The sequence below is a fragment of the Terrabacter koreensis genome (genome assembly GCF_054783315.1).
On the sequence record NZ_BAAGQU010000012.1, the window covers coordinates 311,920 to 324,707 of the forward strand.

The following is a 12,788-nucleotide window of genomic DNA, read 5'->3' on the forward strand; positions in this document are numbered from 1 at the left end:
AATGACCACCACCCAGTCTGCTGCCGCCGAGTTCGCCCGGCGGCAGCAGAGCCCCCTGCAGCGGGTGCAGCACCTGCTCCACGGCTACCCGTGGCTCAGCCCGCTGCTCATCCTCGTCATCGCCTTCGTCGCGTTCACCGCGATGAACTCGCGCTTTGCCACGCCGTCGTCGCTCGGCCTGCTGCTACAGCAGACCGCCGTCGTGGCCGCGCTCGCCATTGGCCAGACGCTCATCATCCTCACGGCCGGCATCGACCTGTCGGTCGGCGCCATCACCATCCTGTCGATGATGGTGATGGCCACGCTCGCCAAGGACGGCGGGATGAACGGCATCGTGGCCCTGCTCATCGGGCTGCTCCTGGCTGTCGGGGCGGGCCTGCTCAACGGCCTGCTCGTGACCCGGCTGGCCCTACCGCCGTTCATCGTCACCCTCGGCACCCTGAGCATCTTCACCGCGATCGCGCTGCTCTACTCGGGCGGCTCCAGCATCCAGGCTGACCACCTACCGTCCATTCTCAACTTCCTGGGTGAGGGGTTCGGCCCACGGGGCGGCTTCCGCCTCACGTGGGGCGTGATCGCCGTCGCCGTGATGTACGCCGTGGTCGGCTTCGCGCTGTCGCAGACCGCGTGGGGCCGCCACGTGTATGCCGTCGGCGACGACCGCGAGTCGGCGCGCCTGTCGGGCGTGGGCACCCAGCGCGTGCTCCTCACCGTCTACACCGTTGCCGGGCTCATCTACGGCCTCGCGGCATGGGTCCTGATCGGCCGCTCGGGCGCCGCGACGCCCAACGCCATCGTCGACGCCAACCTCAACAGCATCACCGCGGTCGTCATCGGCGGCACGAGCCTCTTCGGTGGTCGCGGGCGGCTCGTCGGAACGCTCATCGGCGCCCTGATCGTGCAGTCCCTCCAGTTCGGTCTCTCGCTCGCGGGCATCGACCAGCAGTTCCGCGTCCTCGCCACGGGCGTGCTCGTCATCGTCGCGGTCTCCGTCGACCAGTGGATCAGGAAGGTCAAGGCATGAGTGCCGACGCGTCCACCACCGCCCAGCCGGTCGCCACCCACGGCGGGCTCTTCTCGACGGCCGAACCGAGCAGCGACCGCACCCACCCGGTGCTCTCGGCGCGCGGTCTGGTCAAGACGTTCGGCCGGGTCGTCGGCCTCGACGGGGTCGACCTCGACCTCTTCCCCGGTGAGGTGCTCGCGGTCATCGGCGACAATGGCGCCGGCAAGTCGACGCTGATCAAGTGCCTGACGGGCGCCCTCGTGCCGGACTCGGGCGAGATCCGCCTCGACGGTCAGCTCGTGCACTTCAAGCGCCCGCAGGACGCCCGCGACGCCGGCATCGAGACGGTCTACCAGCAGCTGGCCGTCATCCCCGCCCTCGACATCGCGAGCAACCTCTACCTCGCCCGTGAGGAGCGCCGTCCGGGTCCGCTCGGCTCGGTGTTCCGCATGCTCGACAAGAAGGGGATGAAGGAGCGAGCAGGCCAGGCTGTCCAGGACCTCGGCATCCAGACCATCCAGAACATGGGCCAGGCCGTCGAGACGCTGTCGGGCGGCCAACGACAAGCCGTCGCGGTGAGCCGCGCGGCAGCGTTCGGTGGCAAGGTCGTCATCCTCGACGAGCCGACGGCCGCCCTCGGCGTCAAGGAGGGCAACCAAGTCCTCGAGATGATCCGGCAGCTGCGCGATCGGGGCCTCGGGATCATCCTCATCTCGCACAACATGCCGCACGTGTGGGACGTCGCCGACCGCATCCACATCCAGCGTCTGGGCGGTAGGGCCGGCGTCATCACTCCGTCGTCACACTCCATGACCGATGGCGTCGCGGTGATGACCGGAGCCATGCGGCTCGAAGACTGAGCGCCGGATCGAGCGCGCTGAGCTCCCCGTCAGGAGAAGTATGTTCCCCAAGATCGTCGTCGGCTACATCCCGACTCCGGAGGGGGTCGCCGCGCTCGACGCGGCGATCTCCCTCGCCCAGTCGGAGCGGTCGCACCTCACGGTCGTCAACACCGGACGCGACGGCAACTACGCCGACAAGAGCTTCGCGACGGCCGAGGACATCGACACCATCGACCTCCAGCTGGCCAACGCGGACATCCCGCACGTGGTGCGTCAGCCGACCTCTGGTCGCTCTGCGGCGGAGGAGATCGTCGGCGTGGCGGCGGAGGTCGGGGCTGACCTCGTCGTCATCGGCCTGCGACGGCGGTCACCGGTCGGCAAGCTCGTGACAGGCAGCACCGCTCAGCAGGTGCTGCTCGACTCCCCGTGCGCCGTCCTCACGGTCAAGGCGCGCTGACGGGTCGCGGCTCCGTGCCGACGGCAAGGCGCGGGCCCGTCGGCAGGCGGGACTCCGGCCGGCGTGGCAGGACCATCGCCACGTCGGCGCCGCCCCACTGCGAGACGCCCAGCTGCACCCAGCCGCCGCGGCGGGTGGCCACGTCGCGCACGAGCGAGAGCCCGAGACCCGTCTGCGACAGGTCGTCGCGCACGCCGTCCATGGTCAGGTCGGGCCAGTGCGCCGACGCCGAACGCAGCACGTCGCTGCTGAAGCCACGACCCGAGTCGGCGACCCCGACGGCCACCGCGTCCTTCATCGGTCGTGCGTACAGGACCACGGTGTCGTCGTCGGCATCGGTGTAGCGCAGGGCGTTCTCGATCATCGTGTCGAGGCAGGCGCGCAGCCGCTCGCTCGAGCAGGTCAGCACCTCCGAGGTGGGCTCCACCCGCCAGCGCCGGGTGGCCACGGCCGACCAGCGCTCGGCGGTCTGGCCCAGCAGGTTGCCGAGGTGCACGTCCGTCACCTCGAGGTCGCCGCCGAGGCGCATGCTCCGCACCAGCCGCTCGCAGACCCGGGTGAGGCGCGCCAGCTCCTCGTCGACGACCTGGAGGTCCTCCAGGTCGTTGGTCGATCGCGGGCGCTCGAGCATCATCTCGAGGTAGCCGCGGGCGATGGTGAGCGGCGAACGCATCTCGTGCGACGTGCGGAGCGTCAGCAGCTCGCGCATCGTCGACTCGGCCCGCTCGCGGGCGGCACTCGCGGTGAGGTCGGCGAGAGCCTGCTGGCGCCGGCGCACGTGCCAGATCATGAGGGCCATGAGCAGCAGCATCAGCGGGATCTCGGCGGTCTCCTGCCAGTCGAGCACCTCGGTGGCTGCGCGGTAGACGATGATCGCCCCCGTCACCACGGTGAAGACCCCGAGGCCGACCCAGGTGGCCAGGCGGCTCCACTGCTCGAGGCCGAAGCAGAGCGCGAAGGCGGCCCAGGCGATGTGGTAGGGCACGGTCTCGCTGCCGGGGACGGCGATCATGACGAACGAGCAGATCGCTGCGACGACGCTCCACGTCACGACCATCCGGTGGCGCATCACGGCTCCTCGTAGAGCCCGTAGCCGACGCCGCGCAGGGTCTCGACGGGGATGTCCTGGCCGAGCTTGCTCCGCAGTCGTCCCACGCACACCTCGACGACGTTGCTGCCGGGGTCGAAGTCGAGGTGCCACACGTCGTGGAGCAGCTCCTCGCGCCGGCACACCTGGCCCTTGCGGCGCATGAGGTGCGCGAGCAGGCTGAACTCCCGCTCCGTGAGGGACGCGCTGACGTCGCGGAACGTGGCACGCCGCCGGCCGAGGTCGAGGCGTATGCCGCCCGCGTCGAGGAAGCGGTCGTCGGGCTCGGTCCGCGTGGCGCCGACGTTGCGGCGCACGCGCGCGAGCAGCTCGGTGAGGCTGAACGGCTTGGCGACGACGTCGACGGCCCCGCGGTCGAGCGCCTCGACGCGGGTGCCGACGTCGGTCACGCCGGAGAGCACGATGACGGGTGTCGTGTCGTGCCGTTCGTGGATCGACTCCAGCACCGTCAGGCCGCTGGCCCCCGGCATGACGAGGTCGAGCACGACGAGGTCGACGTGCGTCGTCGCGAGCCGGTCGATGGCGGCGCGAGCCGTCGCAGCCGTGATCACCGAGTGCCCCTCGGACGTCAGCGACCGCGTCAGCAGCCCCCGCACGCGTTCTTCGTCGTCGACGACCATGACCTTGGCCATGTGCGGCTCCCTTCCCCCAGATCCCCGAGCCTGCCGACCAGTAGAGCAGGACGGGAACACCGCGGGAAGCGATGCCCGAGAAGTCCCTTTCGAGACGGTGACGAGAGGGGGCGAACCGGGACAGTTCGGGGCGGCAACCTGACAGGTTCATGACAGGAGCCTCAAGAGGACCTGACGCCAGTGTGAGCCGTCGTGCACCGCTCCCGTGACAGTTCGCTGAGCGGTGCGTCGATCCCGCCGCGACCCCGGAAGCGTCGGTGCGACGGTCGCGGGACGACGGGCTCGCACGGGGCCCGCTCGGTCCTCAGATGGGGGTTGCCGTGATCTCACCCAAGACGTCCAGGCGCTCGTTCTCGCTCATCGCCGGCCTCACCGCGATGGCTGTCTCAGGCGTCGCGCAGCTGGGCGGGCCGCTCGCCGCGTCCGCCGTCGCCGCGCCGGTGCCGGCCGTCGCGCCCGCGGCGGCAGCCGCCGTCACCCCCGCGGTGACGACGGTGGCCGACTGCCCGACCGGCAGCGTGGCCGGCAAGGGCTGCATCTCCATGACGGTCAAGAGCGCGCGCAGCGTCAACACTGCTCCGACCTTCGTGCAGAAGGGCGAAGCGGTCACCAGCTACAGGTGGATGATCAACGAGGACAGCACGGGCAACCCCGGCACCGACGCGAGTCCCCTTCTCGACCAGTGCCTCCCGTCCCGGGCCCCCGGCGGCAGCACCAAGCCGTCGTCGACGAACCCCGGTGACCCCACCGAGCCGTACGCCGACACCTGCCCCTGGCCGTCAGTGCGCACCACCTCCGGGTTCGCGAAGATCGTCGCCCAGGGCGATGAGAGCGACCTGTCCGCCGGGACGAAGCTGCAGGGCCTCGCGCCCGGCAAGTACCTCGTCTCCGTGACGGCGGACGGCTACAAGATCGACGGCGCGCACTTCACCGTTGTCGACGGCCGCGAGTCGGCCGTGGCCGTCGAGATGCAGCCGCTGCCGCTGCCGCTGGCGACGATCAAGATCCAGGTCTTCGACGACAGCGTCCCCGCCGACGGCACCTACGAGGCCGACGCCGAGCGGGGCCTGGCCGGCTTCACCGGCAACCTCACCGACGTGTTCGGCCCGGTGACCGTCGACTACTACGGCAACGCCCTGTGCACGGTCTACCTCCACGACGCCGCCGGGCGCGTGCGCTTTGACACCGCCGGCAAGCCGCTCGTCGACACCACCCGCTCGACCGGCAAGTGCACCAGCGACGCCGCCGGCGTCATCACGATCCCCAACCTCGGCCCGAACCGCTACGGCGCCACCGTCTCGCCGCCCGCCGGCCAGTCCGGCTGGGTGCAGACGACGACCCTCGAGGGCGGCCACGACCACGACATCTGGGTGCAGGAGGGCGACACCGGCCTCGACACCGAGTTCCTCAAGGGCGCTGAGCCCGTGCCCGCCACGCAGTTCGGCTTCGTGCGCGTCAAGGCGCTGCCCGCGTCGACGGCCACCGGTGAGGTGAAGGGCGTCGTCGTGGCAGGACTGCCGTACATCGGCGGCCAGAACGGCCAGGTCGTGCCCGAGACCGGTTGGGCCGGAGCGAAGTCCGCCGGGCCGATCCCCTCGCCGTGGGTCGCCCTCAGCGACCTCGACGGTGGCGACGCCGTGGTCTACGCCGGTCGCGGCGCGGCCAACGGCACCTTCGACATCAAGAACGTCCCCGACGGCACCTACCAGCTGACGCTGTGGGACGACGCCCAGGACTACATCCTGTGGAGCTTCAACGTCGAGGTCTCCGGCGGCGAGCTCGTCGACGTCGGCAACAAGATGCTGGTCGGCTGGTTCACCCACGTGCGCGGCACCGTGTTCGTCGACGACAACGGCAACGGCAAGCGCGACCCCGGCGAGCAGCCGGTGCCCGGCTTCACCCTGACCGTCCGCGAGCGCGACAACTCGCTCATGGACCAGTACACCAACCTCACCAACACCGGCGACGACGGCGCGTACGACATCAAGGAGGGATACCCGCTCGGCAAGTGGCTCGTCCTCGAGGCCTTCAACACCCGCTACCGGACGACCGGCGTCACCTACCAGGCCGACAACGAGGACAGCGAGACCACGATCCTCGGCGCCCTCGTCGACATCAACTTCCTGCCGATCATCGGCCTGTCGGGCCGCATCGACTGGGGCGTCGAGCCGTATGCCGTCAACGAGAACGGTGGCATCGCGGCGACGGTCTCCTACGACGTCACCCGCAACGAGCTCGACCCGGCCGACGCGGTCAGCGAGGACTACCAGCCCGGCATCCCCGACGTGAACGTGCACGTCTTCGAGTCGGTCGCCTGCACGGCGACGACCGCGGAGGAGAAGGCGAACTCGTGCCGCCAGGGTAAGGCCATCGTGCCGTTGTCTGTGCCGAACCCCGCCTACGCGAGCGACCCGAGCCAGCCGGCGACCATCAAGAACCCCGACCCGGAGCGCGGCGCGCTGAAGAAGGGTCCGGAGGTCCAGCCGGCCTACACGAGCGAGGAGTGGGCCCCGCCGCGGGGCTGCACCGCCCGCCAGTGGGACGGCACCGAGCTGACCGACCAGCTGGCCCTGCCCGAGTCCGGGACCGACGCGAACAACCTTTGCGTCGAGGCACCGATGATGGGCGTCCAGGTGGGCGCGTCCGACAGCACGCCGGGTGCGGCCGGCCAGACCGTCAACGGCAACTACGGCTTCGGTGACCTGCCGGCCGGCGACTACATCACCACGGTCGAGGTGCCGAACGACCCGGTCGACGGCAAGCCGATGTACCAGGTGACGCGCGAGGAGGACGTCAACGTCTTCGACGGCGACAGCTACCTGATGCAGGAGAACTTCCCGCCGACCACGACCGAGGCCGCCGCCGGCGACCCGGGCACGGGCAACGACCCGCTGCCGCCGACGCAGCCCCCGTCGCAGGGTGCCGGCATCATCTCCTCCTGCGCCGGCGCGTTCCACACCGTGCGCGTCTCCAACCCGGCCTTCCTCGACGGCGGCGGCAGCCCCTTCGAGGGCCAGGACCGCCCGCTCTGCGACGCGAAGCTCGTCACCGTGCGCAGCGGACAGACCGTGGCGCCCAACTTCAACCTCTTCACCCCCGTCCCGATCCCGACGCACTTCTGGGGTCTGACGATCAACGACCTGGGGCTCTCGCTCGACAAGCGCAGCGCCAACTACGGGGAGGCGCAGGGCCTGCCCCACGTGCCCGTCGGCCTCTACGACTGGAGCGGACGCCTCGTCGACACGACGCACACCGACTTCAACGGCTTCTACGAGGCGCTCGAGCCCTCCACCGGTACGTACAACTGTCCGGTGCCGGCGGGCCCCTGCCCCAACATGTACCGGTTCACCGGCAACGACCCGGGCGCACCGGGTGACCCCAACCCCGACTACGACCCGGCCTACCGCACCATCAGCACCAACTTCCAGGGCTGGCCCGGTCTCTTCACGGTCACCGACACGGCACCGACCCAGGCCGCCGCGACGGTGCTCGCACCGGGGACCACCGCGTCGAACCCGGCACGCTGCAACCTCGGCACGACCGACCCGCAGCTGCTCGCCGTCGACCACCCGTACGTTCGTCCCACCGGCGCCACCCCCGCCACCGGCCGCTCCGTCACCGTGACGGGCCTCGGCTTCGGGGCGAGCCGCGGCACCGTCACCCTGACGAACAGCGCGGGGCAGAAGCTGCCGGCGCTCCCGTCGAGCGCCTACGGGACGTGGTCCGACACGAGCGTCACCTTCATGGTGCCCGACCTCACGCCCGGAACCACGACGCCCAGCTCGCGAGGCGCGCTCAAGGTCTCGATCACGAACGCCACCTCCAAGCGCTCGACCTACAACGGCATCACCATCTGGAACCTCGGTGCCGTCCCGACCGCCGCTCCGGGCTCGAACCCCTCGACGGCCGTCAACCCGAACGTCGCCGAGGTCGGACCTGGCAAGCAGTACCCGACCGTCCAGAAGGCGCTCGAGGCAGCGGCACCCACCTCGGCCCGGAAGTACTGGCTCGTCGTCGTGTGGCCCGGCGCCACCTCGTCGCTCAACCCGCGCGGCGAGTACAACGAGAACCTCCTCGTGCACCACCGCGTCGCGATCCAGGGCGTCGGCCCCGGCGGCTTCACCACCAACGCCGACGGCTCCACCAGGTGGGTTCCCGGCTCGATCATCGACGGCTCCGGGTTCAGCCCCGACCTTCCGGCAGGACTGGCCTGGATCACCCTGCTGGGCTCGCTGACCTACAGCGGTGAGCTCGACGTGCCCGACGCCGCGACGATCACCGTGCTCGACGACCCGCGGGCACCCGTGTCCGACACGGCATACCCCGTGGCCATCGACGGACTGCAGGTGACCGGCGGCTCGCAGGCCGACTTCCCCGGCAACGTCAACGTCCTCACCGGCCGGGTCACGACGCCCTACGGCGCGAGCGGGGCCCTCGTCACCCAGGGCGGCGGCATCTACCTGCACAACAACAACCGCAGCGTCCGCATCACCGACAACCTCGTCGTCGGCAACAGCGGCAGCTACGGCGGCGGCATCCGGGTGGGCACGCCCTACACCGGCGACAACCGCAACTACGACACCGTCATCGCCGACAACCAGGTGCTCAACAACGGCGGCACGAACCTCGCCGGCGGCATCGGGCTCTTCACCGGCAGCGACGGCTACAAGGTCCAGCACAACGCCATCTGCGGCAACTTCTCCGCGGAGTACGGCGGCGCCCTGACGGCGTTCGGCTACATGTCGAACCCGACCGGCAGCAACGGCGGCACCATCGCCGGCAACACCATCTGGTTCAACAGCTCCTACGACGAGGGCGGCGCGGTCATGGTCGCCGGCGAGCTGCCCGCGACGCCGACCGGGCTCAGCCCCGGCACGGGCGCGGTCACGATCGACGGCAACGTCATCGACGCCAACCTCGCGAGCGACGACGGCGGCGGCATCCGACTGCTCCAGGTGGCCGGCACCCACGTCACGAAGACGGACCCGCAGACGATCACGATCAGCAACAACACGATCAGCAACAACGTCTCGGCCCACGAGGGTGGCGGCATCGCCCTCGACGACGCGCCCTTCGTCACCATCGTCGACAACACCGTGGTCGGCAACATGACGACGGCCACGGCGGTCACCTCCGACGGGCAGCCGGCTCCCGCCGGCCTCTCGACCGGGCCCAACAGCGACCCGCTCATGGCCCGGCTGAACAGCAGCGGTCTCTCCGGCTTCGCGCTCGTCAAGGTCAACGGCCAGTCGACGTTCAGCAACCCGGCCCTGCTCGACAACGTCTTCAACGACAACCGGGCCGGCACGTTCATCGGCGGCTACGTCTACGGGATCGGCGGCACGCTGCCCGACGGAACCGCCAACTCGACGGACCAGTGGGACATGGCGGTCGTCGGCGGTGCACCCGCAGACCGGCTCCACCCCGTGTCGAGCGTGCTCCAGACGGTGACCGGGACCGACGGCGGGCAGAACGTGACGTTCACCGACACGGTCGGCTTCGTCGACCCGACGCCCGAGCTGACCGTGACGGTGCTCGCGGCCCGCACCTTCCCGGCCTTCCGCGAGGCGGCCATCGTGACGACCCTGCTGCCGCCCCGGCTCCGCGCGGACTACCACCTCGCCGGGACGAGCTCGGCGGCATACGGCCGGGGCGCGGCGAGCACGACGGTGAACTACGGCAGCCAGACCGTCTTCGGGATCACCTCCCAGTGGAACGTCGTGGTCAACGCGGCCTCGCCCGACATCGACGGGCAGCCTCGGCCCACGGTGACCAGCACGGGATCGCGGTACGACGCGGGGTCGGACCAGTTCGCCCCCTGATGGACCCCCAGACCCCGGGGCGCCTCCTCCCTGGCCTGACTCCCCCTCAAGGCCTCCCCCGGCGCCCCGGGGTCCTGGGACCCGCCACCCGCGCACCCCTCGACCCTCGGACCCCCGCAGCCAGCCGCACCTCGCCACCACGGCACGACCACCACGGACCGCACACCCCGGCCACGACGCCGGACCGACCACAGGAGCTCGACATGAACGACGACCCACGCTCCGTCCCCGACGACCGCGCCGACGACCGGGCCGACGACCGGGCCGACGACCACGCCGACGGCCGCCCGACCCGAGGCGGGCTCGGCCGACGCGCCGTGATGCTCGGCGGTGCCGGCGCCATCGGCAGCGTCTTCCTCGGCACCCGCCTCAGCTTCGGGCAGCCCACCCAGCGACCGACCGTCGTGCGACCGGCCGCCACCGGCAACGTGAAGTCGGTGCACCTCGTCGGCACCGACGGCTGGGTGAGCATGCCCGCCGGCTCTCCGCCCGACCTGCCGTTCTTCCCCGACTCGCTCGCGCCGGACGGCTTCGACACCTACGTCTTCGGGTTCCGCGACGTGACGCAGATGTCGACGGCCGCGGAGGTGGCCGCCGTGCGCGGCAAGGCCCAGGTCAGCGCCCCGATGCTCGCCTTCGACGAGGGCGACGAGGTGACGATCACCCTGTCGAACCTCGGCCTGCTCATGCGGCCGGACCTCTTCGACGGGCACACCCTGCACTGGCACGGCTTCGTCAACGCCATCCCGCTCTTCGACGGCGTGCCGGAGCTCTCGCTCGCCGTCCCGATCGGGCGTGACCTCTCGTACCACTACCGGCCGCACGACGCCGGCACGTACATGTACCACTGCCACTTCGAGGACGTGGAGCACGTGCAGATGGGCATGACCGGGATGGTGTTCATCCGTCCCGCGCAGAACCGGACGCCGGTCAACGGCGACCCGATCGGCACGAAGTACGCGTACAACGACGGCGACGGCAGCACCCGCTACGACCGCGAGTTCGCGTTCATGGTGACCGAGCTGTGGTCGGCCGCGCACTACCGCGACGCCCACATCCAGGTCAGCGACTGGACCGACTACGCGCCCAGCTTCTGGCTGCTCAACGGTCGCGGCTACCCCGACACGATCGCCCCGCCCGGCGACCCGAGGACCACGGCCGCGGGTCGCCTTCAGTACCAGCCGATCTCGTCGCTCATCACGTGCAACGTGAACGAGACGGTGCTGCTACGGCTGTCGAACCTCGGCTACCAGAACCACGCCTTCACGCTCGACAACGTCGACATGCAGGTGGTGGCCAAGGACGCGGCGCTGCTGCGGGGACGCGACGGCACGACGAACTACCAGGTCACCAACACCGTCGACATCGGCCCCGGCGAGAGCCGTGACGTGCTGGTGACCCCGCGCAAGACGGGCGAGTACCTGCTCTACGACCGCAACTACGCGTACCTGGGCAACGGTGGCGGGCCGGGCTGGGGCGGCATGATGACCGTCCTCCGCGTCGGCGAGACGTACCCGTCCCAGACCGAGCCCAACACCTGATGAGCCGACGGAGGACGACCATGCGACTCAACCGACCACGACGTCACGACATCGTCGGCACCCTGCGACGCGGCCGAGCGACCGGAGCCAGACGGCGGACCACCGTCCTCGGTGCCGTCTTCGCCGTCGTCGCCGCGGTGGCCTTCGGCTCCAACGCGGGAGCCCAGGCCGCCACGTCGGAGGGGCTGTTGTGCGAGCAGAACGCGCAGCAGACCTTCTCCCTCACCGCCCGTTCCGGCTACATCTCGACGCCGGACGGCAACTCCATCTACATGTGGGGCTACGGGATGAGCGCGGGCGGCTTCCAGCTGCCCGGCCCGGTCCTCTGCGTCACGTCCGGCCGCACCGTCACCGTCATCCTGCACAACGACCTGCCCGAGGCGACCTCGATGCTCTTCCCGGGACAGTCGGCGGTCAAGGCGAACGGCAACCCGGCCCAGCCGCAGTTCGACTCCGGTGGTTCGCTGACCTCCATGGTCCAGCCGGCCTCTGCCGCAGGCGGATCCGTGACCTACACCTTCACGGCCGGATCGCCCGGGACCTATCTCTACTCGAGCGGGACCGACGTCACGAAGCAGCAGCAGATGGGCCTCTACGGCACCCTCGTCGTGCGGCCGAAGGACGCGTCGGCCCAGGTCAACGACCGCGCCGACTCCGCCTTCAGCCCGCAGCACGAGTACGTCTACCTCCTGTCGGAGGTCGACCCGGACGTGCACCTGGCCGTCGAGCGCAACCAGCCCGTCGACTGGTCGGCGTACAACGCGCGCTACTACCTCATCAACGGCCGCAGCATGCCCGACACCCTGGCGCCCAACAACGCCTCGTGGCTGCCGAGCCAGCCGTACGGCGCCCTCGTGCACATCAAGCCGTACGACGCGACGACGAACCCCCTGCCCGCGGTCATCCGCTACGTCAACGCGGGCCGGGTCAACTACCCGTTCCACCCGCACGGCAGCGACGAGCGGGTCGTCAACAAGGACGGCCGCGCGCTCCAGGGCACGGATCCGACTGCGCCGCAGGACCTCTCGTACCTCAAGTACGACATCGACGTCATGCCCGGCCAGACCGTCGACGCGCTGATGGACTGGCGCGACGTCGAGCACTGGGACCCCACGACGAACCCGATCCCGACCGAGATCCCGGTCATCACCGACCAGCTCCTCGTCGGGGCCGACACGTGGTTCAGCGAGAGCCCCTACCTCGGCCAGAAGGGCACCTTCCCGTCGAACATCACGGTCAACAACGAGTGCGGCGAGTACTACCACGTGGCCCACAGTCACGCGCTCCAGCAGGCCACAAACTACGGAGCAGCCTTCGGCGGCATGATGACGGTCTTCCGCATCGACCCGCCCGCCGGCTGCCCGACGAGCTGAGGACGGT

At 70.3% G+C, this 12,788-nt stretch carries 8 protein-coding genes; 6 read left to right on the forward strand and 2 right to left on the reverse strand.

Going from position 1 to position 12,788, the window contains the following annotated elements; genetic code table 11:
- The first annotated feature begins 1 nt into the window (after position 1).
- The 3 genes from ACYVNR_RS20360 to ACYVNR_RS20370 are packed head-to-tail and all read left to right on the forward strand — an operon-like array spanning position 2 to position 2,305.
- Positions 2 to 1,024, forward strand: a complete 1,023-nt coding sequence (locus tag ACYVNR_RS20360) for an ABC transporter permease (RefSeq protein ID WP_045188823.1) — start codon at positions 2 to 4, stop codon at positions 1,022 to 1,024.
- A complete protein-coding gene (locus ACYVNR_RS20365) occupies positions 1,021 to 1,866 on the forward strand; it encodes an ATP-binding cassette domain-containing protein (RefSeq protein WP_461050612.1) in 846 nt (281 codons plus the stop codon). The genes ACYVNR_RS20360 and ACYVNR_RS20365 overlap by 4 nt, the downstream gene beginning before the upstream one ends.
- Before the next feature lie 40 nt (positions 1,867 to 1,906).
- Positions 1,907 to 2,305 (forward strand): universal stress protein, encoded by a 399-nt coding sequence (locus tag ACYVNR_RS20370; protein WP_045188818.1) that lies wholly within the window; start codon positions 1,907 to 1,909, stop codon positions 2,303 to 2,305.
- On the opposite strand, the gene ACYVNR_RS20375 is transcribed toward ACYVNR_RS20370, so the two are convergent.
- Both ACYVNR_RS20375 and ACYVNR_RS20380 read right to left on the reverse strand, forming a co-directional pair.
- On the reverse strand, positions 2,292 to 3,374 hold the full coding sequence (locus tag ACYVNR_RS20375; protein ID WP_461050614.1) for a sensor histidine kinase: 1,083 nt from the start codon (positions 3,372 to 3,374) through the stop codon (positions 2,292 to 2,294). The two genes, ACYVNR_RS20370 and ACYVNR_RS20375, sit on opposite strands and share 14 nt — an antisense overlap.
- Positions 3,374 to 4,045 carry a response regulator transcription factor gene (locus ACYVNR_RS20380; protein WP_045188815.1) on the reverse strand — a complete coding sequence of 224 codons (672 nt, stop codon included), beginning with the start codon at positions 4,043 to 4,045 and terminating at the stop codon, positions 3,374 to 3,376. Before ACYVNR_RS20380 ends, ACYVNR_RS20375 begins: the two co-directional genes overlap by 1 nt.
- A gap of 320 nt (positions 4,046 to 4,365) precedes the next feature.
- Between ACYVNR_RS20380 and ACYVNR_RS20385 the strand changes: the two genes are divergently transcribed.
- The 3 genes from ACYVNR_RS20385 to ACYVNR_RS20395 all read left to right on the forward strand — a co-directional run bounded on the left by ACYVNR_RS20385 (position 4,366) and on the right by ACYVNR_RS20395 (position 12,781).
- Positions 4,366 to 9,867 (forward strand): hypothetical protein, encoded by a 5,502-nt coding sequence (locus tag ACYVNR_RS20385; protein WP_461050616.1) that lies wholly within the window; start codon positions 4,366 to 4,368, stop codon positions 9,865 to 9,867.
- Between the two features lie 203 nt (positions 9,868 to 10,070).
- Entirely contained in the window at positions 10,071 to 11,408 is a 1,338-nt protein-coding gene (locus ACYVNR_RS20390) for a multicopper oxidase domain-containing protein (RefSeq protein ID WP_461050618.1), read from the forward strand.
- Between the two features lie 20 nt (positions 11,409 to 11,428).
- Positions 11,429 to 12,781 (forward strand): multicopper oxidase domain-containing protein, encoded by a 1,353-nt coding sequence (locus tag ACYVNR_RS20395; protein WP_461050620.1) that lies wholly within the window; start codon positions 11,429 to 11,431, stop codon positions 12,779 to 12,781.
- The last annotated feature ends 7 nt before the right edge of the window (positions 12,782 to 12,788 follow it).

Bases quoted from the DNA above. Each gene is read 5' to 3' on its own strand.
- ACYVNR_RS20365 (WP_461050612.1), top strand. From the start codon at position 1,021: ATGAGTGCCGACGCGTCCACCACCGCCCAGCCGGTCGCCACCCACGGC.
- ACYVNR_RS20360 (WP_045188823.1), top strand. From the start codon at position 2: ATGACCACCACCCAGTCTGCTGCCGCCGAGTTCGCCCGGCGGCAGCAG.
- ACYVNR_RS20380 (WP_045188815.1), bottom strand. From the start codon at position 4,045: ATGGCCAAGGTCATGGTCGTCGACGACGAAGAACGCGTGCGGGGGCTG.
- ACYVNR_RS20390 (WP_461050618.1), top strand. From the start codon at position 10,071: ATGAACGACGACCCACGCTCCGTCCCCGACGACCGCGCCGACGACCGG.
- ACYVNR_RS20370 (WP_045188818.1), top strand. From the start codon at position 1,907: ATGTTCCCCAAGATCGTCGTCGGCTACATCCCGACTCCGGAGGGGGTC.
- ACYVNR_RS20375 (WP_461050614.1), bottom strand. From the start codon at position 3,374: ATGCGCCACCGGATGGTCGTGACGTGGAGCGTCGTCGCAGCGATCTGC.
- ACYVNR_RS20395 (WP_461050620.1), top strand. From the start codon at position 11,429: ATGCGACTCAACCGACCACGACGTCACGACATCGTCGGCACCCTGCGA.